The organism is Kitasatospora sp. NPDC050543 (assembly GCF_044457565.1).
Taxonomy (GTDB): domain Bacteria; phylum Actinomycetota; class Actinomycetes; order Streptomycetales; family Streptomycetaceae; genus Kitasatospora.
Genome location: NZ_JBITGZ010000028.1, coordinates 26,565 through 46,733 on the forward strand (window position 1 = coordinate 26,565; position 20,169 = coordinate 46,733).

The 20,169-nt window shown below is 71.6% G+C and carries 26 protein-coding genes; 14 read left to right on the forward strand and 12 right to left on the reverse strand.

Features of this window, described 5'->3' with window-relative positions; all coding sequences use genetic code 11:
* Positions 1 to 129: 129 nt before the first annotated feature.
* A complete protein-coding gene (locus ACIBH3_RS27590; protein WP_396314786.1) occupies positions 130 to 909 on the reverse strand; it encodes an NAD(P)H-dependent oxidoreductase in 780 nt (259 codons plus the stop codon).
* 138 nt (positions 910 to 1,047) lie between these two features.
* Here ACIBH3_RS27590 and ACIBH3_RS27595 point away from each other — a divergent pair, with 138 nt between their 5' ends.
* The 5 genes from ACIBH3_RS27595 (at position 1,048) to ACIBH3_RS27615 (ending at position 4,409) form a co-directional block, all read left to right on the forward strand.
* A complete protein-coding gene (locus ACIBH3_RS27595; protein WP_396314787.1) occupies positions 1,048 to 1,893 on the forward strand; it encodes a helix-turn-helix transcriptional regulator in 846 nt (281 codons plus the stop codon).
* 141 nt (positions 1,894 to 2,034) lie between these two features.
* Positions 2,035 to 2,493 (forward strand): hypothetical protein, encoded by a 459-nt coding sequence (locus ACIBH3_RS27600; protein ID WP_396314788.1) that lies wholly within the window; start codon positions 2,035 to 2,037, stop codon positions 2,491 to 2,493.
* An 887-nt stretch (positions 2,494 to 3,380) separates the two neighbouring features.
* On the forward strand, positions 3,381 to 3,599 hold the full coding sequence (locus tag ACIBH3_RS27605; protein WP_396314789.1) for a hypothetical protein: 219 nt from the start codon (positions 3,381 to 3,383) through the stop codon (positions 3,597 to 3,599).
* The gene (locus ACIBH3_RS27610; RefSeq protein ID WP_396314790.1) at positions 3,596 to 3,817 is read left to right on the forward strand and encodes a hypothetical protein; all 222 of its coding nucleotides are present in this window, start codon (positions 3,596 to 3,598) and stop codon (positions 3,815 to 3,817) included. Before ACIBH3_RS27605 ends, ACIBH3_RS27610 begins: the two co-directional genes overlap by 4 nt.
* Before the next feature lie 424 nt (positions 3,818 to 4,241).
* A complete protein-coding gene (locus tag ACIBH3_RS27615; RefSeq protein WP_396314791.1) occupies positions 4,242 to 4,409 on the forward strand; it encodes a hypothetical protein in 168 nt (55 codons plus the stop codon).
* Between the two features lie 92 nt (positions 4,410 to 4,501).
* On the opposite strand, the gene ACIBH3_RS27620 is transcribed toward ACIBH3_RS27615, so the two are convergent.
* Positions 4,502 to 4,993 carry an LGFP repeat-containing protein gene (locus ACIBH3_RS27620; protein ID WP_396314792.1) on the reverse strand — a complete coding sequence of 164 codons (492 nt, stop codon included), beginning with the start codon at positions 4,991 to 4,993 and terminating at the stop codon, positions 4,502 to 4,504.
* A 79-nt stretch (positions 4,994 to 5,072) separates the two neighbouring features.
* On the opposite strand from ACIBH3_RS27620, the gene ACIBH3_RS27625 reads away from it, so the two are divergent.
* Positions 5,073 to 5,198 (forward strand): hypothetical protein, encoded by a 126-nt coding sequence (locus tag ACIBH3_RS27625; RefSeq protein ID WP_396314793.1) that lies wholly within the window; start codon positions 5,073 to 5,075, stop codon positions 5,196 to 5,198.
* A gap of 205 nt (positions 5,199 to 5,403) precedes the next feature.
* Here the strand turns inward: ACIBH3_RS27625 and ACIBH3_RS27630 are convergent, their stop codons facing one another.
* The 3 genes from ACIBH3_RS27630 to ACIBH3_RS27640 all read right to left on the reverse strand — a co-directional run bounded on the left by ACIBH3_RS27630 (position 5,404) and on the right by ACIBH3_RS27640 (position 7,362).
* Positions 5,404 to 6,270, reverse strand: a complete 867-nt coding sequence (locus ACIBH3_RS27630) for an NmrA family NAD(P)-binding protein (protein ID WP_396314794.1) — start codon at positions 6,268 to 6,270, stop codon at positions 5,404 to 5,406.
* A complete protein-coding gene (locus ACIBH3_RS27635; RefSeq protein WP_396314795.1) occupies positions 6,267 to 6,755 on the reverse strand; it encodes a hypothetical protein in 489 nt (162 codons plus the stop codon). The genes ACIBH3_RS27630 and ACIBH3_RS27635 overlap by 4 nt, the downstream gene beginning before the upstream one ends.
* An 85-nt stretch (positions 6,756 to 6,840) precedes the next feature.
* The gene (locus ACIBH3_RS27640) at positions 6,841 to 7,362 is read right to left on the reverse strand and encodes a MarR family winged helix-turn-helix transcriptional regulator (RefSeq protein WP_396314796.1); all 522 of its coding nucleotides are present in this window, start codon (positions 7,360 to 7,362) and stop codon (positions 6,841 to 6,843) included.
* Between the two features lie 156 nt (positions 7,363 to 7,518).
* On the opposite strand from ACIBH3_RS27640, the gene ACIBH3_RS27645 reads away from it, so the two are divergent.
* Complete coding sequence (locus tag ACIBH3_RS27645; protein WP_396314850.1) at positions 7,519 to 7,920, forward strand: hypothetical protein; 402 nt, start codon at positions 7,519 to 7,521, stop codon at positions 7,918 to 7,920.
* A gap of 392 nt (positions 7,921 to 8,312) precedes the next feature.
* Here ACIBH3_RS27645 and ACIBH3_RS27650 read toward each other — a convergent pair whose 3' ends face one another.
* Positions 8,313 to 8,666: a beta/gamma crystallin domain-containing protein gene (locus ACIBH3_RS27650; RefSeq protein ID WP_396314797.1), complete on the reverse strand. Its 354-nt coding sequence runs from the start codon at positions 8,664 to 8,666 to the stop codon at positions 8,313 to 8,315.
* Between the two features lie 681 nt (positions 8,667 to 9,347).
* Between ACIBH3_RS27650 and ACIBH3_RS27655 the strand changes: the two genes are divergently transcribed.
* Complete coding sequence (locus tag ACIBH3_RS27655; protein ID WP_396314798.1) at positions 9,348 to 10,307, forward strand: zinc-binding dehydrogenase; 960 nt, start codon at positions 9,348 to 9,350, stop codon at positions 10,305 to 10,307.
* Positions 10,308 to 10,446: 139 nt separating this feature from the next.
* On the opposite strand, the gene ACIBH3_RS27660 is transcribed toward ACIBH3_RS27655, so the two are convergent.
* On the reverse strand, positions 10,447 to 10,710 hold the full coding sequence (locus ACIBH3_RS27660) for a helix-turn-helix domain-containing protein (RefSeq protein ID WP_396314799.1): 264 nt from the start codon (positions 10,708 to 10,710) through the stop codon (positions 10,447 to 10,449).
* Here ACIBH3_RS27660 and ACIBH3_RS27665 point away from each other — a divergent pair.
* Both ACIBH3_RS27665 and ACIBH3_RS27670 read left to right on the forward strand, forming a co-directional pair.
* The gene (locus ACIBH3_RS27665; protein ID WP_396314800.1) at positions 10,697 to 11,248 is read left to right on the forward strand and encodes an alpha/beta hydrolase; all 552 of its coding nucleotides are present in this window, start codon (positions 10,697 to 10,699) and stop codon (positions 11,246 to 11,248) included. The two genes, ACIBH3_RS27660 and ACIBH3_RS27665, sit on opposite strands and share 14 nt — an antisense overlap.
* An 82-nt stretch (positions 11,249 to 11,330) precedes the next feature.
* Positions 11,331 to 11,720: a cupin gene (locus ACIBH3_RS27670; protein WP_396314801.1), complete on the forward strand. Its 390-nt coding sequence runs from the start codon at positions 11,331 to 11,333 to the stop codon at positions 11,718 to 11,720.
* Positions 11,721 to 12,042: 322 nt separating this feature from the next.
* On the opposite strand, the gene ACIBH3_RS27675 is transcribed toward ACIBH3_RS27670, so the two are convergent.
* The 4 genes from ACIBH3_RS27675 to ACIBH3_RS27690 all read right to left on the reverse strand — a co-directional run bounded on the left by ACIBH3_RS27675 (position 12,043) and on the right by ACIBH3_RS27690 (position 16,164).
* Positions 12,043 to 12,549 carry a nuclear transport factor 2 family protein gene (locus tag ACIBH3_RS27675; protein ID WP_396314802.1) on the reverse strand — a complete coding sequence of 169 codons (507 nt, stop codon included), beginning with the start codon at positions 12,547 to 12,549 and terminating at the stop codon, positions 12,043 to 12,045.
* Positions 12,550 to 13,257: 708 nt separating this feature from the next.
* Positions 13,258 to 14,403 carry a methyltransferase domain-containing protein gene (locus tag ACIBH3_RS27680; protein WP_396314803.1) on the reverse strand — a complete coding sequence of 382 codons (1,146 nt, stop codon included), beginning with the start codon at positions 14,401 to 14,403 and terminating at the stop codon, positions 13,258 to 13,260.
* 384 nt (positions 14,404 to 14,787) lie between these two features.
* A complete protein-coding gene (locus tag ACIBH3_RS27685; protein WP_396314804.1) occupies positions 14,788 to 15,288 on the reverse strand; it encodes a hemerythrin domain-containing protein in 501 nt (166 codons plus the stop codon).
* Between the two features lie 189 nt (positions 15,289 to 15,477).
* Positions 15,478 to 16,164, reverse strand: coding sequence for an RNA polymerase sigma factor (locus ACIBH3_RS27690; protein WP_396314805.1), 687 nt, complete (start codon positions 16,162 to 16,164; stop codon positions 15,478 to 15,480).
* Between the two features lie 173 nt (positions 16,165 to 16,337).
* Here ACIBH3_RS27690 and ACIBH3_RS27695 point away from each other — a divergent pair, with 173 nt between their 5' ends.
* The 4 genes from ACIBH3_RS27695 to ACIBH3_RS27710 all read left to right on the forward strand — a co-directional run bounded on the left by ACIBH3_RS27695 (position 16,338) and on the right by ACIBH3_RS27710 (position 18,867).
* Complete coding sequence (locus tag ACIBH3_RS27695; RefSeq protein WP_396314806.1) at positions 16,338 to 16,811, forward strand: Asp23/Gls24 family envelope stress response protein; 474 nt, start codon at positions 16,338 to 16,340, stop codon at positions 16,809 to 16,811.
* Positions 16,812 to 16,895: 84 nt separating this feature from the next.
* On the forward strand, positions 16,896 to 17,054 hold the full coding sequence (locus tag ACIBH3_RS27700) for a hypothetical protein (RefSeq protein WP_396314807.1): 159 nt from the start codon (positions 16,896 to 16,898) through the stop codon (positions 17,052 to 17,054).
* Positions 17,055 to 17,523: 469 nt separating this feature from the next.
* Complete coding sequence (locus ACIBH3_RS27705; protein ID WP_396314808.1) at positions 17,524 to 18,198, forward strand: DUF6286 domain-containing protein; 675 nt, start codon at positions 17,524 to 17,526, stop codon at positions 18,196 to 18,198.
* Positions 18,199 to 18,252: 54 nt separating this feature from the next.
* A complete protein-coding gene (locus ACIBH3_RS27710; protein ID WP_396314809.1) occupies positions 18,253 to 18,867 on the forward strand; it encodes an alkaline shock response membrane anchor protein AmaP in 615 nt (204 codons plus the stop codon).
* A gap of 303 nt (positions 18,868 to 19,170) precedes the next feature.
* Here ACIBH3_RS27710 and ACIBH3_RS27715 read toward each other — a convergent pair whose 3' ends face one another.
* Positions 19,171 to 20,097 carry an MBL fold metallo-hydrolase gene (locus ACIBH3_RS27715; protein ID WP_396314810.1) on the reverse strand — a complete coding sequence of 309 codons (927 nt, stop codon included), beginning with the start codon at positions 20,095 to 20,097 and terminating at the stop codon, positions 19,171 to 19,173.
* Positions 20,098 to 20,169 lie beyond the last annotated feature (72 nt).

A 20,169-nucleotide genomic window follows, 5' to 3' on the forward strand; every position in this document is an offset into this window, starting at 1 on the left:
GGTCCCGGCCAGTGAGCGACTCGGCGCCGACAGCGGTCCAGTCGGCGCGGCTCACCGCGGCGACGTGGCCTACCACGTCGGGCTGCTCCTCGGGTTCGCGCCCCGGCTCGTCCTGGCCGTCGTCGGCGGTCAGCCGCGCACGTGCAGCCCGAAACCGGTGCGGCCCGCGGGCTCCAGTCCCTCCTTCAGGTGCAGCGAGGGGATCTCGTAGTCACCGAAGTTCTGTCGCCGGAACGCGATCGGCTCGGTCGACTCCAGGGTGAGCAGGCGCTGCTCCCAGGCCTTGGCGACGTCCGGGTAGTCCTCGCCGGTCAGCCGGTCGGTGCCGTGCAGCACGAACGGGGGCAGCACCTCGATGCCCGGGTAGTAGAGGATGCCGTGGTGGATCGGGAACAGCAGGTCGTCGATGGGGCCGTTGATCCCGCGAGCGGAGTAGTGCGACTCAGGGCCGCCGACGGTCACCGACAGCAGGGCCTTCCGGCCCGCGAGGGTGCCTTCGCCGAAGCGCTCGCCGTATTTGGTGTCGCTGTGCTCGCCGACTCCGTACGCGAAGCGGTAGGTGAACACCCGGTCCACCCAGCCCTTGAGGATCGCGGGCATCGAGTACCACCACAGCGGGAACTGGAAGATGATCGTGTCGGCCCACAGCAGCTTCCCCTGCTCGGCTCGGACGTCCGGGGTGAGCGTTCCGGCGTTGAAGGCCCGGCCCGAGTCCCGGGCGACCCTCAGCGGACTCGAGGCGTCGGGGCCGTAGTCCGTGGCGTCCACGACCGCCTTCCAGTTCATCGCGTACAGATCGCTCACCCGTACCTCGTGCCCGGCGGTCTCCAACGTGGACACCGCGAGGTCCTTCAGCGAGCCGTTGAGCGACTTCGGCTCCGGGTGGGCGTGGACGATCAGCGTCTTCATGGGAACTCCTTCGGATCGGATGCCTTCGACTCTGCCCGCCGCGGCGCCCGGTGTTCAGGGGCGCCACTTCCGTCGGACGGGACTTCCTGGTATCGGCAGGACCACCTTCACGAGCGGCAGCGCGGCCATACTGGGGGAATGGACGATCTTGCGGGATTCCTGCGGACCCGGCGTTCCCGGGTCGACCCGGCGGCCGTCGGCATCCCCACCGACAGCCGCCGCCGGGTCGAAGGGCTGCGCCGCGAAGAGGTCGCGCACCTGTCCGGAGTCAGCGTCGACTACTACGTGCGCCTGGAGCAGGGCCGCGCGACCCAGCCCTCCGAGCAGGTCCTCGACGCGCTCGCCCGCGTCCTCGGCCTCGACGAGACCGAACGCGGGCACCTCTACCGGCTCGCCCGGCAGCGCCGCCGCCGCGCGAAGGCGCCGGGCGGGCGGGTCCGGCCGGAGCTGCTGCGCGTCCTCGACCTGGTCGCCGACGCACCCGCGCTGATCATGGACCACCGCCTGGACGTGCTCACCGGGAACCGCCTCGCCGCGCTCCTCTACGGCCGGCCGATACCGGGCCTGAACACCGCCCGGCACATCTTCCTTGAGGAGGCCGAGCGCGGCCTCTACGCGGACTGGGAGCAATGCACCCTCGACGTGGTCGGCCACCTGCGCCTGGCCGCCGGCAAATACCCCGAGGACCCCCGCCTGGCCTCGCTCATCGGCGAGCTGGCGATGGGCAGCGAGCGCTTCCGCCGCCTCTGGGCCCGCGCGGACGTGCGCGCCCGCACACACGGACGCAAGGCGTACCGGCACCCGCTGGTCGGACTGCTGGAACTGCATCAGGAGAACTTCGCACTACCGGACCAATCAGGCACGGAACTGCTCGTGCTGTCCGCGGCCCCCGGCAGCCCCGCCGAGGACGGGCTGCGCCTGCTGGCGGGCCTGGGCGCGGACAGCGGTGCCGCGCATCCCACGGTGAAGGCTCAGGTCCGCTAGGTGGACGAGCGATCGATGAACTCGATTGGTTGCTGCTCCCGTTGGTACCGATGAGGGCCCTCCGGGCGGGCGCCGGGTGAGCTGCGGCCCGGGTGCCCCGTGCGGCTGACGAGGCCCGGTCCCGGCCAGTCAGGAGTAGACATGAACAAGATCAAGGCCGCCGTCGCGGCCGCCGCCGTCCTCGCCGGAATCGGGCTGAGCGCGGCTCCCGCGTCGGCGGGTGACATCGGAGACACCCCCGCGCACTGCAGCAACAAGCAGTTCGGCGGTACCTTCCTGTGCGGCGGTGACTACGGTGAGGGCGGGACGTACTTCGGCTTCCGGGACGGCACCAGCGAGATCTTCGTGATCGGAACCGACCACGCCGTGTGGACGCGCTGGACGACTGGCAGCTCCGGCAAGCTGAGCTCATGGACCTCCATGGGCGGCTATTTCACGAGCAAGGTCGAGATAACCCGCCAGACCATTGGTGGCGCCTTCACCATCACTGCACGCGGTAGTGACTACAACCACATGTGGTCCCGCGACCGTGGCCAGAACGGGAACTGGAACGCCTGGCACATCGACGGGCCGCCGATAGCGGGCACCGGCAGGTCCTGATCGTGGTGGGGGAGCCCCGGAGAATCGGTCCATGACCGCTCCGGGCTCCCTCCTCGTGCGTCGGCCGCACAAGGGCATGGCCCGCGTGTTCGTGACGTGGATCATCACCGGACCCTGCAAATCACCTGGTGCTGACCGCAGATATGGCCGGTCCCCTCACGCTCGTCGACGTGAAGGACCCGGCCATCGGCGTACGCGGGCGTGACATCGGTGATCAGGCCGGCGGGGTGATTCGATCCCAGGACCGGATCACCCTCACACGGTGTTCATCAGGCAGCGCTCTTCACGCTGAGGTCGTCCAGGACGATGCGGGGCTGGGCGAGCTCCTGATCGTCGCCGGCCGGCCGCGTGGCATCGACCACCTCGGCAGTCCGCTCGTAGCGGGTGACGGCAAGCGCTCAGGTCTCGACCTCCTGACGGCCTCCCGGATACACGGTGGTGCGCAGGGCGTTGAGAAGCGCGACCGAGCGTCGCAGGGGCGACCCGGAAGGAGTCAGCCCTCACGGTGGCGCCGCGGGTGGCGACGCCGGCGGCCTCGCGCTGCACCACCCCCGGTCGGGCCGGGACGAGAAGGGCTGCGACTGGGTGTGCGACTACTGCAGCAGGCCGCGGAGAAGTACGAGGCGGCGTACCAGGCTGGGCAGCCTTGATTCATTGCCGGGCCGGCGGTCTCGTCGGCCCTGCCTGAACGCGAGGCGTCCCACCGCGCGTGAGTCAGGGTGGGGCGCCGTGGTGTTCGGCGGGCGGGAGCGGCCGCGTCACACCGGACTCTGCGCCCAGTGGGAACCGGCCGAGACCAAGCCCGACCACTCCGACTGCATCCACCCCCACCGCACCGCTGACGGTTACGCCGACTGCGACGGCCGACCCCCTCCAAGGAGCAACGCATGGCCATCGAGCCTGACCAGAGCTACCATCGCCTCCCCGCCGGCCCCAGCAACCCCCTCATCCGGCTCCGCATCATGGCCGTCGGACCGAACCGCGCCGAAGTCTTCCACCTCAACAGGGGACGCCGCGGCGAAGTCCTCCGCACCGCGCTCCACGAATGTCCGACCACCAAGGCCGGCCAGCCCCGTCGCACCGGCTACGCACTGGAGACGGAGTGACCACCACCGACATCGCGCGGCCCATGACCGCCCCCGCCCCCGTATCCGGTCTCGCCCAGGACCTCAGCCACGTCTACTGCTGCATCCCCAACCGCAGCATCTGCGGCCTCGACATCAGCAACCTGGCCCTCGACAACTTCGACACGGCGGACTGCGTCGTCTGCGCGGCCGTCGAGGACACGTCGGAGCCCTGCAGCCCCACCTGTCTGTACGCCTGATGGAGGAGCAGCGACCGACGAGTTGCTCGCCGAGTTGCTCGCGTGACAGCGGCGGTTGAGGTCCCGGCCCAGCCGGACGGCGGCGGAACGGCTGTTGGGTACCACGAGATCCCTACGGCAGCAGACTGGCATGGACCGAACCGCAGGCCCTGAGCGGGCAGGGCTGGCCCACCCGCTTGGTTGAGGGCGGTCGCCGGCGCTGTGTCAGTGGGGGTTCCTGGGCCGCACGTGTGAACGTTGACGATCTCGTGTGGCAGGTGCAGTACTACGGCGGAATCCCCCGCTGACGGTGGGATCTCTCCTCGAAATCGGGCAGTTGGACCTGGTGGTGCAGGCGGCGCGCGAGCCGCGAGCGTGGAGACTGCTTCTACGCGGAGGGGCGGTACGCGAGCTGGTGCGGGGCCGTTTGCCGCCGGTGTAGGTCATGTCCTGGGTGTGGTCGGCGGCGTCGGTGACCCGGGAAGCTCGTAGGCGCGCTCGCCGGCTGCTGTCCGTCGTACGCGGCGGCCGGACCACCCCCGAGGACCGGACCACCCCCGACACTGAGACGCCCGTGGCCACGGACCAGGACATCGAAGCCACCACCCAGTAGCAGACCCAACAGCAGGGCCCCGCCGGAAGAACAACCCCGGCGGGCCCTGCGCGTATATGTGAGTACCCGCCAGGGCGCCCGCGGCGTTCAGGTCAGACGCAGGTGTGGTCCCCCCAGGTCTGGTACGAGCCTGCGGGACCGGCCTGGAAGTGGGCCACCGCGCATTGGAAGTTCTGGCGGATCTCGTTGCCCACCGTGTACTCGAACGAGGTTGGGTAGCCCGCCCAGCCCGTCTCGTACCTCTGCCCAGCCCACCACTCACCGAGCGCCCCCCATACCGGGAAGGCCCCACTGCGCGGAGACCAGTAGATCATCCCCCGCTCGAACTCCGACCGCCGTCCGAACTGGTCCGGGTTCGTCAGCTCGTTGGAGACAGGACAGCCGAGCACCCCGCCCGGGCCGCCCAGGTGCGTGACATACGTATGCTCGATGGCGCCCACGACCTCGAGGCCCTGGTCGCAGTAGCGCGTGGCCTGCGCCGGCGACGCGGCCGACATGACGAGCGCGCTCGCGGAGAGGGCCAGCGCGCCCGCCGTTGCGGCGATCCGGCGTCGAATCCTTCGCCGGACGAGTGTGGTGTTCATCCCGCCACCTTCTTCCCTCTTGGGCCGATGAGCTGTGGGCACCTGCATTCCCCCTGCGAACGGCAACATGCAGACGCGGGTGGGGCGCACCGAAGCGCCCGCCAACCCCGCCAACCCCGCCGACCCCGCCCACCGCAGGGCGGTGCTGCCGCGCTGGGGGAGTGGTGCGCCGGCCGGCGGTGAGATCGGCTCGGACAGCTGGTAACAGGCGCGTATTCGGACCGTGTCGTATTCCCTCGTCCGCGTCGTGATCGCGCTGTGGCGCGGGCGGGCGCCGGACCTGGTGGTCGTCCAGTGCGCATTGGCCCTTCGCGCTCCGGAGACAGTGAATGCTGCTCCCTCCGGGGGCGGGCCGGATCTTGCGGGCCGGGCGTCCCGGGCCGGGCCCGGCCCGCCGTTCTGCCGGGCGGTCAGCGGAACCGGTGCAGGTTCTCGCCGAGGAAGGCTCCCAGGGTGCGCGGGGCGTGCCCGGTGAGGCGGAGGAAGGTGTCGTCCGGTGTCTCCTTGCGGACCACCGCGAGCTGCTGGATCTCCACCACGTGGGTGGCCAGCCAGTCCGGCATCCCGGCCCGGCCAACCAGGTGGGCGTGCAGCTCGGACGGGCCGAGGTCGAGGTAGCGGATCGGCCGGTCGAGCAACTCGCCCAGCAGTGCGGTGAGTTCCGGGTGGCTGTAGGCCTGCCCGCCGGTGAGTGGGTACGTGCCGCCGGTCACCTCCGGGCGGGTGAGGACCGCGGCCGCGGCGTCCCCGATGTCCCGGACGTCCACGTAGTTGCACCGGGCCTGGCCCGTCGCGCCGTGCACCACCCCGGCGGCGGCGATGCCGGGCGCCAGGAGCAGCAGCTTCTGCATGAAGGCGTACGGCCGCAGGATGGTGGTGGTGATGCCGGTGGACCGCAGCCGCTCCTCGACCAGATGGTGGCCGCGAGAGACGGCGACGGGGGAGTCCGGTTCTGCGGCGGGCGCAGAGACCTTGACGATGTGCCCCAGGCCGCAGTCAACGGCCGCCTCGATCGCGTTCAGCTCGTACCGGACCTGGTGCGGGCCGTTGGCCATGGTGAGGAAGAGCTGGTCCGCGCCGCGGAAGGCCGCCCGCAGGGACTCCGGGTCGGCGGCGTCGGCCGGGAGGGGCGCGGTCCGGGCGAGCGTGTGCTCGTCGAGTGCGGCGGCCAGGCGGGCGGGGTCGCGGCTCAGGGCGCGGCTCGGTGCGCCGAGAGCGGCGAGGCTGCGCAGGGTGGCACCGCCGGTGGCGCCACCGGCGCCCATGATGACGATCATGACGTCTGCCTTTCGGGTCGGGGTGCGGTGGGGAGGTGGGCCTCCGGTGCGCGGGTCGGGCGGCTGCCGCGCCAGCGCCAGGTGGTGATGGTGGCCGCGATCGCCGAGGAGACCGGCAGGTCGACGGGCAGCCGACGTGGCCACGGGCTGTGGGCGAGGGCCGGGACCTGCGGCAGCCAGCGGGCGGCGGCGAGGCCGAGGGCCAGGCCGAGCGCCGCGGCGGCAAGGCCCAGAGCGGCGGCCGCGAGCGAGCGCGGGGTCCGGGCGGGCCGGGTGCCGACGGGACGACGCCGCAGCGTGGCGCCGAGGGCGGCGGCCACCAGGGCGGAGGTGCCGCCGATGGTGGTGAGCGCCGCCGCCACCAGCTGCGGCTGCCGGGTGAGGGCTCCGCCCAGACCGGCCGTCACGGCGGGCATGGCGTAGGCGACCAGGACCTCGCGCCACAGGACGAAGGGCGGGGGAGCACCAGGAGCCTTCTTGCTCATGGGTTGTCCTCTCTGCTAGGTGCTTAGGTGCCTAACTATTGGGCTTGAAGGGAGGCGGGCCGGCTATCGGCCCGCCTGAGTGGGGTCAGTCCTCGGTGAGCGCGTCGATGCCCGCGACCACCCGGGCCAGCAGGTTGAGGAAGGTGGTGCGTTCCTCCGGGGAGAGCCCGCCGACCAGTGCCTGCATTCGGGTGAAGTGTTCTGGCGCCAGGTCGCGCAGCTTGTCGGCGCCGCGCGCGGTGAGGATCACCACGTTGCCGCGCCCGTCCTCGGTGGAGGGTCGGCGGGCCACCAGACCCTCCCGCTCCAGGCCGTCGACCAGGCCCGTCACGGTCGCCCGGGAGACGCCGAGGCTCGCCGCGAGCTGGGAAGGCGACTTCTCGCCGCCGTGGTCCTCCAGGTCGGCCAGCAGTCGGTAGCGGCCGGTGGAGAGGCCGAAGCGGCCGAAGTGCACCTCGCCGGCCTGGCCGATCCGGGCGCCGGCCGCCATCAACCGCGCCGCGACCAGGACCGCCTGCGGGTCGGCCGTGAGGCCGTAGCGGGCGATCTGGCGGCGGGCCTGGTCGAGGGTGGGGGCGATGAGGCCGGTGTCGGGATGCTGGGTCACGAGAAGTAATATGGCACCTAATCAGATCTCGGGTCAAGTGGGCTACGAGGTCACGGCGCCGAACAACGGAAGTCCCATGGAGCCTTCGATGCCGCCGCCGAGCGCGCCGACCCAACCGGCGGGCGCGGTCCGGGTGTTCGGCGGGGTTCATACACGATCTTCGACATGGTCGAACCGGTGGGGGACTTCGAGGTCCCACCCGTGGTGTGGCACTCCCCGTTGTTCGCCGAGATTCGCGACTGTCTCGCGGACGTCATCGCCTGCACCAACGACCTGACTTCGGCAGGCAAGGAGGCCCAGACCGGCGAGGGCGGCAACAGCATGCTGCTGATCGCGGAGAGGCACGAGGGGCTCACCCGTGCTCAGGCCTTCGAGCGCCTGCGCGGTGTGGTGCACGCACGGTTCGAGCGGGTCCTGGTCCTTGAGGAGCAGGTCGGCGACTGGGACGCGCTGCTCACGGAGGACGGGCGCCGTGACGTGCGGCGGTATCTGCAGGGCCTGCACGACATCGTGGCGGGCGACAACCGCTGGGAACGTGTCAGCGGCCGCTACCGGTGACTGCTCTGTCCGTGTTGACGCCGATGCAGGCGGCCCGTGTGGGCGCGGAGTTCGGGGACGGGGGTGGAACGAGGGCAGGCACGGCTTCCGGGTGATCACGAGGTGTCGAGTTCCTGACCACCGCGAGGGAAGACCGTGCCTGCCCGCTCATTGCTCACCGGTCACGCCAGCATCGCCGCGGGACTCCGCCGTCACGCCCGCGACGCCACCCGACCGCTCACCTTGCTGGGCATCACGTGATCAAAACGGACAGATCCTCTGAATGACGCCGCCCTGGTGAGTCGGCGTGGGCGAATTCACGTCACGGAAAGTTCGGTCCCGCCCGGAATGGCGACGGTATCCACGGCAGGAGATCAGGTGAATTCTCGCCCGGTGTCCGCTCCGCCGGTTCGTCACAGGATTTCGATGGAGTCGACCTTCGGCGGGCGGTTCGGGAACGAGATGTCGGTCCACCGCGGGATCTTCACCGAGTCACCGTTGGCGTCGTAGTAGATAAGGTCGTTGTTCCCCGTGTAGATCCGGTCGACCCACCAGCCGCCGAAGGAGGTCCGGCCCCCGTTCGCGTAGCAGTCCACACTCTGGTCGCCTCCGTTGTGCGACCAGATCTTCAGGAAGTTCTCCCCGCCCTTGCAGGGGATGTGGTCGATGGCGAAGGCGTTGCCGGACGGCACGGCCACGGTGAACGCGGCCGCTGCCGCGAACGCCACGGTCACGGAACTCACTACCTTCTTCGCTTTCGAGATCACGGATTCTCCTCAGCCGAATGGAATATCGAATCGGGAGTCCACTTCGCAACAAGCTCCGGTTGCGTCGTGCCCGATCAGTATCTCGACTGCCACTGCCGCGGTCAATCGAGTCCACCGTAGGCTAACTATTCTCGGTCATTTCCATTCGAACGTTCTGCACACTGTGGGGCTCGCCGTTCTGGTGGGTTGCGAGTGATTCCATGACGAACCATCCGGACGGCCGCCCGAGGGGTGGCCCCCGGCCGGATAACCCCCGCCCCGGCCTGGGGCGACGAGTCGTTCGCCCGCCGGCCGCCGGCCTCGCCGACCAGGCGCGGCACCCTCCGGGAGGGCATCTGGCCGGCGGATGGGGGTTGAGACCGGTGAGTTTCAATGACCGAGTCGAGCGGCCTGCGGAACCGGCTGGGACGGGGTGAACTGCCGCCCGTCGCGCAGGGAGCCCAGAGCTCGTTGACCTTCCGGCGTGCCAAGGCGATCAGCGTTTGGACGTGGCGGCAGCCCCGGCACGCATCTTGAGCTGGAAGTCGCGGCTGGGTCCGTCCTTGATGATGCTGGTCTGCGCGGACCTGTAGAACGCCCTGTGGACGGCTGCTGCTCCGGCTTGACATCAAGTGGACGTGAAGTTCCAGGATGGCCGTACGCGCTCCGAGGCACGGAGCGGGCCGATCACGAGGGAGAGTCATGCGCGCGGTGTGGTTGCGGGAGTTCGGCGGACCCGGGGTGCTGGTCGCCGGGGAGGCGCCGGATCCGGTTCCGGGGCCCGGACAGGTGCTGGTGGAGGTGGCGTACGCCGGCATCACGTTCGTGGAGACCCAGTTCCGGGCGAGCGGGCGGGGTCCGTTCCGGGCGGAGCTGCCGATGATCCCGGGCAACGGTGTGGGCGGAGTGGTCGCGCAGGTGGGCCCGGGTGTGGACGCGGGGCTGCTCGGACGGAGGGTGGTGACCGGCACCGGCGGGTCCGGGGGTTACGCGGAGCGGGTGGCCGTGGCGGCCGACGGGTTGTTCGCCGTCCCGGACGGGCTGGCGCTGGACGAGGCCGTCGCGCTGCTCGCCGACGGGCGGACCGCCGCCATGCTGATCGACGCCGCCGGGCCGGGTCCGGGCGACCGGGTCCTGGTCGAGGCAGCCGCGGGCGGGGTCGGCAGCCTGCTGGTCCAGCTGGCCGTGGCGGCCGGTGCCACGGTCGTCGCGGCCGCCGGCGGGCCCGGCAAGCTCGCGCTCGCCCGGGAGCTCGGTGCGGCCGAGGCCGTGGACTACCGCGCGTCCGGTTGGGCGGAGGGGACCGACCCGGTGGACGTGGTGTTCGACGGGGTCGGCGGCGCCGTCGGGCGGGCCGCCTTCGGCCTGCTCGCCCGGGGCGGACGGATGGTCAGCTTCGGCCTGTCGAGTGGTGAGTGGTCCGGCATCCCGGAGGAGGAGGCCGAGGCCCGCGGGGTGACCCTGCTCGGGCTGCGGCCGACACCCGGGGCCGTCCGTCGGGCCACCGAGCTGGTCCTCGCCGAGGCCGCCGCCGGACGCCTGCGCCCGGTGATCGGCCTTCGCCTTCCCCTCGACCGCGCGGCCGACGCCCACGCCGCCATCGAGTCCCGCGCCACGACCGGCAAGACGCTGCTGGCGCTCGCGCCGGCAGCCGCGCGGTAGCCCGCCAAGGAGAACGTGCTGATGGCTCTGGCCCGCACGGCCGACTTCGACCGGCATCCGCAGCTGACAGAGGGGGCCGGCGGAAGCGCTGACTCACAACCGGCTGGGTCGGGTGCCCCTGGGTGCCGAGGTGCGTTCCTCAGTCGTTGAGCAACTGCCATGCGGTGAGGGCGAGCCTGGCCCGTACCAGTCCGGTGGGTTCGGTGAGTTCGATGCCCAGGGTCTTTGCGACCTGTTCGAGCCGGCGGGCGACGCTGCTGTGGTGCAGGTGGAGAAGGTCAGCGGCCCGGCGCAGCGAGCCGGTGGCGCAGTAGGCGTCCAGGGTCTCCAGCTCTTCCGGGTTGCCGGCGATACGGGCGATCGCGACCACGTCGGCGTTGTCCCGCGCGGTGTCCGGGGGCACCTGCGCGAGCAGGGCCAACGCCGCCGAGCACGCAGCCGAGCTCGGCATCGACCCGGAACGGATTGCGGTCGGAGGTCACAGTGCCGGCGCGGGGCTCGCGGACGCGGTGGCGTTGCGCGCGCGTGACCAGCAGGGGCCGCCGATCCGCTACCAGCTGCTCAACCAGCCGGGGCTCGACGACCGGCAGGAGACCTGGTCGGCGCGGCACTTCACCGAAACGCCCTGGATGAACCATGACAAAGTCACCGCACTATGGCGGCACTACCTGGGCTCCACGCCCGCCACGCCGTACGCCGCCCCGGCACGTGCCGCCGATCTGTCCGGCCTGCCACCCGCCTACATCGCGGCCGCGGAATTCTGCCCGAGTCGCGACGAAGGCATCACCTACGCGCTGCGCCTGCTGCAGGCCGGCGTGTCGGTCGAGCTGCACCAGTGGTCCGGCACATTCCACGGGTCGCAGGCGATCCTGTCCGCCGAGGTCTCTCAGCGGCAGATCGCCGAACTCGGCGCAACCCTGCGCCGTGCCCTGGCCGAGTGAGGCGGTCGCGGCCGACCAGGCCGGTCACCCCCGTGCCCACCACCCACGGTATGCAGGACCACCGCAGGAAGGACGTCCCGGTATGACTGTCACCCCGATCGATCTCTTCGCCTCCTTTCTCCACCTTCACCAGGACGGCCAGGCACACGCCGAGCAGCCTGTGTTCGACCCCGAGCGGGACGGCTGGCAGCTGATGGCCTTCCGCGTGGAGACCGACGCCGACGTCCACGCCGACCACTGGGAAGTCCACCCCGACGCGGAAGAAGTCGTCTCGTGCCTCGCCGGCGGGATACGCCTGTGCTTCCGTCCGGAACACCCGGGCGAAGAGGCGGAGGAGATCAAGCTGACGGCTGGAACCGCCGTCATCGTGCCGCGAGGACGATGGCATCGCATCACCCTGGACGTCCCCAGCCAGATCATGTCCGTCACCATGCCGCGAGGCAGCCGCCTCGAGAAGAGGACCGAAGCCTGACGGCGCTTCCTGAATTCGGCTCCTCGCGTCCGGCGGCGCTCTGACCGGCCCGGCGAGCCGGACGGCCTCGGCGACGGCCCGGCCCGGCCTGCGCTGGCCGGGCCGGGCTACGTCCGGACGGGGGCGAGTGACGACCCGAGCCACCCAGCAGCCGGTAGCGCCGCTCGACGCACCGCGTTCCGCTACCAACTCATCGATCAACTCGGGGGCGGGGGAGACCCGGGCCGGCACTCCCGACGCGATCCGGTCCGACGACCGGTCACCCGCCGACGACTTCGCCTGCGGCCCGGACCCCGCACACCCCATCCAACGGCCGTCAGGGTCAGTGGGTGGGCGGGGCCCAGTCGGCGGGCAGACCGGACTGGGCGAGGACGGCGTTGAGGCTGTAGTAGTCCTGGTCGGAGGCGATCCGCTGGTGGTTGTCGAGGTCGAGGAGAGTGGCCATCGGCACGGCAAAGGGCTTGGGCGCGCCCTTGAGATGGCCGGAGTAGACGGCCTTGATGGTTATGTGGTCGCCGTCGCGGTACACGGCCCGGACGGTGACCTGGACGTTGTCGATGAGGTTGTCGGCGCGTGCCTTCCAGCCGGCGATCTCCTGGCGGCCGTGGAAGGTGACGCCCACGGCCTGGTCGGTGTAGGTGCCATCGGTGGTGAACAGGGCGCCGAGCGCCTGGGGGTCGGTGCCGTTCCAAGCGGCGGCCCAGGCGGTTACGGCCTTCGGCAGACACCGTTCGGCGGGCTGCGCGGCGGCGGCAGTGGTGCCGAGCGCGGCGCAGACGGCCGTGGCACCGATCAGCGCGGTCATGGCACGGGGCGGGCTGAACTTCATGGTGAGACTCCTTCGGGTGATGGTGTGTCCGGTGATGGGTCAGCGGATGCGTACGGCTGGGTGGGGGATGGTCACAGCGGGCCGCTGGCTGAGGTCAAAGGGGCTCGATCCGTTCGACGACTGGTGGTCGAAATCCCTGAGCAGTTCCTCCTCAAGGGTCAGGATCAGCCCCGCGGAGGTCACCGCGCCCGGAGCTGGGTGACCGGCGCCAGGGTGACGGAATTGATGCGACGTCAGTCATGAGGATTCGTCTCGTTGCGGAATGCGGCGGGCGGCGCCTTCCCCGGCCGCGTGCGTCGGAGGTTCATGGGGCACAGTCTCGTGCGGGACGGTGTCCACTCTCCAGGCCCGGCAGAGGCGGTGAGTGTCCTCTCCTGTCCACGCCTGTCCACCCCGTCCTGATGCGATCATTCGGGCGAGACCGGCCATGCCCCGGCCCGGGCCGGCGTCCATGCCCCGGGTGGCCGGGTGGTGGCGGCGCAACGCTGCCGGGACAGGGGCCCGAACGCCGGCCGGCGGAGTCGCGGTTGACGCGGTTCTCCCTGTCGGGGAGTCCGCGTCGTCGGCGGGCGCGGGAGGAGCCGACGGTGAGGGTGTGGACGGCGTGGTGGACGAGGCGGCCGATCATCGCGGCGGCCACGACGTCGTCGGAGAAGGTCTCCGGTCACGGTGACGCCCCTCAACGAGGTGCGCGGTGGGCAGGGAAGGTCAGGTGGTCGAGGCGGGCCAGCGCGGACCGGAGTCGGGATCGTGGCACCACACGTACTGCTCGTCGCGCCGGACGGTCATGCCGTAGTCGTAGACACCGGGCTGCTTGTGTTCGACCCAGGCTTTCCAGGCCGTATCGAGCTCGTCCGCCAGTCGGCGGGGGCCGCCCTCATGGACGAGGACATCGCCACCTGACCGGGCGGACAGCGAGGCCCAGGACGCCTGCCGGTCGTGGAGCCAGGCACTGGTGCCGTCCTCGTCGACCGACGTGGTGATCAGAACGTCCGGAAGGGCCACTCGTAGGGTGAACAGCAGGTCCCAGTCCGCGTGCAGCGGCTCCAGATCCCGGCTGAGGAGGCTCTCGCGCTCGGCGGGGGCCAGGCCGCGCACATCGCGGAATGCCGGGGCGGGCCCGCTCTGGTCACGAGAGGGCATGAACTGCGCCAGGCCCTGCATCCACCCTGTGGCCTGTGACTTGTCGTCGGCGACGGTGAGGGCCACGTGCCCGAGCCGACCCCAGGGGGTAACGAGCCGTCCACCCGGGACGCACTGCTCGATCCACGCCCACGGCACGCGCTCGACGGCGTAGGTCGCGATCACCCTGTCGTACGGTGCACGGGCAGTCCAGCCGGCGAAACCGTCGCCGACCTCGACGTGCACCTCCAACTGCGCCCGCCGCAGGCGTGCCCGAGCGGCGGCCGCCAGGGCGGGGTCCACCTCGACGCTCGTCGCCTGGCCCGGACCCGCTCGGTGCGCGGCGAGGGCGGCGTTCCAGGCGTAGCCGGTGCCGAGGTCGAGGACGCGGTGGCCGGGCTCCAGCAGCAGCGAGTCGAGCATGTCGACCACGACGCCGGTGCTGGAGAGGCTCGATGTCGCCAGCCCGTCGGTCACTTGGGTCACTGCGGCGTCGTCGAGGCCGGCGTACAGCTCCCGCGCCCACATCTCGCCGTCGCCGTACCGGTCCACCGGCACGTACGTGTGCCCGTCCCATCGCCACAGCCGGTCTGGCGCGAAGCGGTCACGGGGCAGTGCGGTCACGGCGTCGCGAATCCAGGGGGACCGTCGCGGCCAGGCGCCGCGCGCGTCCATCGCCGCTTCCAGGTGGGCCCGCCAGCTGGTCAGGTCGGCCGAGCCGATCACCGTCACGATCGGCCGCTCTACTTCTTGTGCTTGCCGTCACCGGGCGGTGGAGGAGGGACCTGACCATCGGAGTTACCGGGAGGCGGCGTCCCCTGACCCGGATCCGGCGTCGGCTTCTCGTGCTCACCCACAGCGGTCTCCCCTCGATCCCGGCTACCACCGACCGGGCAACCCCGATCCTGTCTCAACCCCGCCAACCCGGCAAGAGCGCGCCAGGGTGGCACGCCGGGCGCCCGTTTGACTTCGCGAGCCCCCGGCGTCAGCCAGCGGGCCCTCGCCGCCTCATGCCACGCCACGACGACGAGAGGGCCGACGCACCCCCGCCCGCATCCGACGGAGGTGGCGCCCGCCTTCGGTGACGCGACCATGCTGTCCGGGCCTGTCCTGCGGTCAGCGGAAGATCGCGTCGGCGGCCTTCTTGAGTGAGCTCGGCTGTTCGGGCCGGCGGGGCGCTGTGGCGCGGGCCTCCAGCATGCGGGCCCCGATCTCCTGGAGTTCTGTGCGGCCCAGGGCGTCTCGCACCTTCGGGAACCAGTCGTGCTCCTCTTCCTGGATGTGGTGCCCGACGTTCTCGATGAGCACGGTTGCCTTCGCGTCGAAGCGCTCGTCGTCCGGCTCCATCACGTCGAGCTCGGCGCACAGGAGGTCAGCGACGTGGTGCTCCTCGAAGGACTCCAGGATGTCCCGCTCCAGGGCTGGAACGCGTTCGCGGACTGCCGGGTACATGACCTCGTTCTCGATGAAGGTGTGGACCGTCAGCGCCTCCACGATCTTGCTCACGAGGTCTGCCTTGACCTCCGTGGCGTCCTCGTCCGCGGCTTCGAACGCCCGGAACAGGCGGCGCACCTCCTTGTGGTCGTCCTTGAGCAGAACAATGGCGTCGGTGGACATGGTTCCTCCGTAGCACTTGGCGCAGCTTTGCGTCTGCCCACCCGGCTCGGGTGTGGAGAGCTGCCGGGCGGGGGCTTCGGGACTCGGCCGCGGCGTCGTCGGGGTCATCGGGGTCATCGGGACTGCCCGGGTTGCGGCCGGTGCCGAGCCCGGGCGATGTCGGGTGGGCTGCGCGGGGCGCGTGGTGTTCTAGCGCCATGGGTCCATCGCCTCCGCCAGGGATCGGCGTGCGCGGAACAGTCTGCCGCGCACCGTCTGCTCGCTGACACCGAGCGTTCGTGCGATATCGCCGTAGTGCATGCCGTGCAGTTCGCGCAGGATCCAGCAGGCCCGCTGGCCGGGGTCGACGCCGGCCAGTGCGTGGGCGAGTGCGCGTGTTGCGGCGTGGGCCTCGGCGGCCTGCTCCGGCGCTCCGCGCGCCGGGAAGGCTGCGGGTTCGGGCCGGACGTCGAGGGGGACGGCGGCCACGGGACGGCTGCGCAGGAAGCTGAGGCAGCGGTTGGTGACGATGCGGTAGAGCCAGGTGCGGAACGCGCCGTCGCCCCGGAAGTCCGGCAGTCGCCTCCACGCGCTGAGGAGGGACTCCTGGACAACGTCCTCGGCGTCCTGCCGGTTGCCGGTCAGGTGCCGGGCGAGGGTGAGGAGGACGGCGCTGTGGCGGCCTACCAGGACGGCGAAGGCGTCGTCATCGCCTTCCGCCGCGCGGACCGCGAGGAGCTGGTCGCTGACCGAGCCGGTGCGGTCCGGGCGGGTCGCGGTGGACGGGGACGGGAAGCGCCCGGGCGCGGCCGTGTGGCCGCGTCGGGCGTGAGGCGGGGGAGGTCGCTCGCGGACGCCGGTGGCGGTGGCGGTGGTGTGAGGTTCTGCTGTGCTCATCATGCTGTCCGGTTGCCGATGCTGTGTACACCCCCTCCTTCGTCTCTTCGTCTGTCCGTGATGCGAGCAATCATGCCGAGGGCGTGAGGATCGTGAGGATTGCGTGGGGGCGGCGTCCAACTGTTCGGCGGCCCGGGACGGGTTCGCACCGAGCGAGGTCGAGGAGGCCTGCCATGACGGACACGTCCAGCAGCTTCCCGCAGGGCGACGGGCGCGCGGCAGGCGACGGCCTGCAGGGTCGCGCCGGCGCGGACCGGGTGCCCGAGGAGCGGGGGAGGACGACCATCGCGGACGGTGTCGTGGAGAAGATCGCGGGCACCGCCGCACGGGACGTTGCCGGCATCCACGCGCTGGGCGCTGGGATGTCCCGCACCCTGGGCGCGGTACGTGAACGCGTTCCGGGTGGCGGACGGGCCAGCGTCCGGGGCGGGGTGAAGGTCGAGGTGGGCGAGCGCCAGGGCGCCGTCGACCTCGTCGTCGTCGTCGAGTATGGCGTCCCCATCACCGACCTGGCGGGCGACGTGCGCGTCAGTGTCATCTCGGCTGTGGAACGCCTGACCGGCCTGGAGGTCGTGGAGGTGAACATCGCCGTCGACGACGTCCACCTCCCCGACGAGGACGACGACACCGAGAGCCGCGTCGCCTGACCCGCAGCCGCCCGGCCCCCGCCGCTGTCCGCACCCCGCCGTGATTCGGGCGACCCGGGCGACACCGAACAAGGAGCATGTGAGATGAGCACAGCCGCACTCGGTCTGCTCGCGGGAATGGCACTGGGATTCGCCGGATACTTCGGAGGCTTCTGGGCCTTTCTCCTCGTCCTCGTCCTCGGCGTGGTCGGCCTCGTCATCGGGCGCCTCCTGGAGGGCGAGGACGTCAGGGACTGGCGCTGACCCCGATCAGAGGACCGGCGCCGATGACCCCGCAACCCGTCACGCCGAGCCTGCGCGGCGCCACCGTCATCCCGGAGCGAGTGGTGGCCAGGATCGCCGCGCGGGCCGGCCGGGAGGCCCTCTTCGCGCAGCCGCACGCCCCCGTGCGGCTCGCACCGCCGACCCGACGCGTCGGCGCACGTCCATGGCGGCTCCGCCCGCATCAGGCTGGCCGTCGAACTGCCCTACCCGATCGATCTCGCCGCAGCCAGCCCGCGAGCTGCAGCGCCAGGTGACCCAGCGCGTGGGACGCCTGACCGGACTGGAGGTCACCGAGGTCGCCCTCGTGATCCGCTGCCTACTTCCCGAGGGCAGCGACGGCCGCGTCGGCTGACCCGCAGCACACACTCCCGTCACCGGGCTCGTCCCCGCGGAACACCGCCGGGACGAGCCGCCCGCCCACCACCACCAGATCTCAGGGAGAGCCGGCATGACACACCAGCACCCGGCCGTCTCCGACCCGGACCCCGAACCCGCCGCCGCGCCAGGTGGCCCGCCCGGCAACGCACCGCGCGGCAAGCCCACGGGCGACACCGATCGCGGCCGTGCCAGGCACGGCCGTGCAACCCCGCGCTGGTGGTCCGAACGGAGGGTTCCCGCCGCGGTGGCGGCCCTCGTCGTCCTGGCGACCTGCGTGTTCCTGCTGTTCGACGTGGCCCGGGTGCGCACCGGCCACACCGCAGCCGCTTGGCGTAAAGCCCTCGCCGACGAACTCGCCACCCGGCCGATCAACGACCCCTGGGTCATCACCGGCGCGGCAGTGGCAGCCGCCCTCGGCCTGTGGCTGATCATCCTGGCACTCACCCCCGGCCGCCGACACCTCCTGCCCATGGCGGCCTCCGACAACCCGGACGCGCCGCAGGCCGCCCTCGACCGCGATGGCGCCGCACGACTGCTGCGCGACGCCGCCCTGCGCGTGCCGGGCGTCTCCCACGCCGACATCAGGGTGCGCCGGCGCCGCATCAGCGCCCGTGCGCAGGTCGGCTTCCGCGACCTGGACACCGTGTACACCGAGGTGACCGAAGCACTGACCGCGCAGCTTCACGCCCTCGCCCTCGCCCGGGTGCCCCGGCTGACAGTCCGAGCCCGCCGGCACGGGCCGTGACCGTGGTGCCGCAGCGACACGGACCGCGGGCCCACCCGAACAGGAGACGACCTGATGAACTCTCACTCCGTCCTCAACCGGGCCTTGCTGGCCGTCGCCGGGCTGGTCCTGCTGGGCGGGGGCCTGCTCGTGCTGACCGCCGGTCTGGACCTCTACCGGCGCTGGAGTCTCGATCCGCCCGCCGACTGGCCCCTCACCGGCCCGCACGATACCCTCCTGCCGGCCCAGGACCGCACCCGCTGGACAGACGAGGGCTGGTGGTGGCCGACCGTCATCGCCGCCCTGACCATTCTCGCAGCCCTGGCCCTGTGGTGGCTCCTGGCACAGCTGCGCCACCGGCACCCCCGACGCCTGCCAGTCGGCAACCCGCCATGCGACGGCGTCGAACTGTACGACGCCGCACTCAACGACGCGCTGGCCGCTGACACCGCCCGACTCCCCGGCGTCCACCAGGCACAAGCGAACCTGACCGGCCACGCCCATCGTCCCCACGCCCATCGTCCCCACGCCACTCTCGACGTCACCCTCGATCCGGACGCCCGCCCCCGCGACGTCGTCCACGCCCTGGAAATCACCCTGCACCGCGCCTGTCGGAGCCCCGGATGGGAGCAACTCCCCGCCCGGGCCACGCTGCGCGTCGCCTCCCATCGGCCCCACCGCGCCGAGTGACCCGCGACGGCCAGGTCACGCAGATCCTCTACTTGCGGGGGAGGCGGGGGGCCGGGCCGGCGCAGTGGCTGACTGCGAGGACCTGCCGGCGGACCGGCTGCGGGTGCTTGGTCCCGACCACCCGTACACCCTGCTCACCCGCTATGGCTCCACCCTGCCCGGGCACCTCCCACTTCGGCCTCACCTTGCCGCGATGGGCCCGCCTGCCTGACATCGAGTGTGGCTACGCACTGCCTCTCCTGGACCGGTTGGGGTGTGGCCGGCATCGGCCGTGGCGACTCGTTCGGCTCGGCCGGCCGGTCCTCACGGCCGGGTGCGGGTGTTCGGCTCGGCCAGCAGGCGGTAGCTTCCCCGGTGGCTGCGCACCACGCCTGCGGTGGGGTGCGGGAAGTGGGTGCCGAGCAGTAGAGCGTCGGTGTCGGCCAGGCCCGCGAGGAGCTGGTTGCGGGTGCGGATGGCTCGGTCGGGGTCGATGTCGACGCAGCTGGTCAGGTGGGGGTGGGACAGCTGGACGGGGTGGTGGATGCTGTCGCCGGTGATCAGGGCTGATCGGTCGGTACCGCGGATCTCGACCGCGACCTGTCCGGGCGTGTGGCCGGGGGCGGGGATCAGCCGTACGCCGTCCGCCACCTCGTGCCCGTGTTCGGGGACGTCGGCGAGGTCGAACCGGCCGCTGTCGCGGACGGGGTGGACGGAGTCGCGGAACATCTGACGGCGGCTGTCGTCCATGTCGGCGGCGGCCCAGTAGTCCCATTCGGTCCGGCTGGTCAGGTAGCGGGCGCGCGGGAACGTCGGTTCCCAACGGCCGTAGCTGAGACGGGTGTTCCAGCCGACGTGGTCGGTGTGCAGGTGGGTGTTGATCACCAGGTCCACTGACTCGGGCGGGAATCCGGCAGCGGCGAGGCGCTGGAGGTAGTCGGTGTGCAGGTCGTTCCAGGCCGGGTTGGCCCGGGTCTTGGCGTTGCCGATGCCGGTGTCGACCAGGATGCGCAGAGCGCCGATCTCGACGGCGAAGGTGTGGCTGGCCAGGTGGGGCGTGTCGGCGTCGGCGAAGTCCGGGCGCAGCCAGGGGGCCTCGTCGATGACCTCCCGGGTGACCCCCGGGAGCAGCCAGGGGCCGGTCTGCGGGGGGAGGGCGATCTCGTCGATGCGGTGGATGACGACGTCTCCGAGGTCCCAGCCGGTGGGGGCGGCGGCGGTGGTCTCCGGTTGCGCGGTGGTGGGGGTCATGATGGGTCCTCTCGGTCTGTTGCGTGGGTGCCGGGCGGGTGTCCCGTCCGCTGCCGGGCGGCAGGAGCGGGG

What these genes read in the sequence shown, in the direction of transcription:
- ACIBH3_RS27630 (WP_396314794.1), bottom strand. Translation starts at nt 6,270, where the DNA reads ATGATCGTCATCATGGGCGCCGGTGGCGCCACCGGCGGTGCCACCCTG.
- ACIBH3_RS27590 (WP_396314786.1), bottom strand. Translation starts at nt 909, where the DNA reads ATGAAGACGCTGATCGTCCACGCCCACCCGGAGCCGAAGTCGCTCAAC.
- ACIBH3_RS27595 (WP_396314787.1), top strand. Translation starts at nt 1,048, where the DNA reads ATGGACGATCTTGCGGGATTCCTGCGGACCCGGCGTTCCCGGGTCGAC.
- ACIBH3_RS27600 (WP_396314788.1), top strand. Translation starts at nt 2,035, where the DNA reads ATGAACAAGATCAAGGCCGCCGTCGCGGCCGCCGCCGTCCTCGCCGGA.
- ACIBH3_RS27615 (WP_396314791.1), top strand. Translation starts at nt 4,242, where the DNA reads ATGTCCTGGGTGTGGTCGGCGGCGTCGGTGACCCGGGAAGCTCGTAGG.
- ACIBH3_RS27635 (WP_396314795.1), bottom strand. Translation starts at nt 6,755, where the DNA reads ATGAGCAAGAAGGCTCCTGGTGCTCCCCCGCCCTTCGTCCTGTGGCGC.
- ACIBH3_RS27605 (WP_396314789.1), top strand. Translation starts at nt 3,381, where the DNA reads ATGGCCATCGAGCCTGACCAGAGCTACCATCGCCTCCCCGCCGGCCCC.
- ACIBH3_RS27690 (WP_396314805.1), bottom strand. Translation starts at nt 16,164, where the DNA reads ATGAGCACAGCAGAACCTCACACCACCGCCACCGCCACCGGCGTCCGC.
- ACIBH3_RS27655 (WP_396314798.1), top strand. Translation starts at nt 9,348, where the DNA reads ATGCGCGCGGTGTGGTTGCGGGAGTTCGGCGGACCCGGGGTGCTGGTC.
- ACIBH3_RS27620 (WP_396314792.1), bottom strand. Translation starts at nt 4,993, where the DNA reads ATGAACACCACACTCGTCCGGCGAAGGATTCGACGCCGGATCGCCGCA.
- ACIBH3_RS27715 (WP_396314810.1), bottom strand. Translation starts at nt 20,097, where the DNA reads ATGACCCCCACCACCGCGCAACCGGAGACCACCGCCGCCGCCCCCACC.
- ACIBH3_RS27700 (WP_396314807.1), top strand. Translation starts at nt 16,896, where the DNA reads ATGAGCACAGCCGCACTCGGTCTGCTCGCGGGAATGGCACTGGGATTC.
- ACIBH3_RS27675 (WP_396314802.1), bottom strand. Translation starts at nt 12,549, where the DNA reads ATGAAGTTCAGCCCGCCCCGTGCCATGACCGCGCTGATCGGTGCCACG.
- ACIBH3_RS27710 (WP_396314809.1), top strand. Translation starts at nt 18,253, where the DNA reads ATGAACTCTCACTCCGTCCTCAACCGGGCCTTGCTGGCCGTCGCCGGG.
- ACIBH3_RS27705 (WP_396314808.1), top strand. Translation starts at nt 17,524, where the DNA reads ATGACACACCAGCACCCGGCCGTCTCCGACCCGGACCCCGAACCCGCC.
- ACIBH3_RS27670 (WP_396314801.1), top strand. Translation starts at nt 11,331, where the DNA reads ATGACTGTCACCCCGATCGATCTCTTCGCCTCCTTTCTCCACCTTCAC.
- ACIBH3_RS27685 (WP_396314804.1), bottom strand. Translation starts at nt 15,288, where the DNA reads ATGTCCACCGACGCCATTGTTCTGCTCAAGGACGACCACAAGGAGGTG.
- ACIBH3_RS27695 (WP_396314806.1), top strand. Translation starts at nt 16,338, where the DNA reads ATGACGGACACGTCCAGCAGCTTCCCGCAGGGCGACGGGCGCGCGGCA.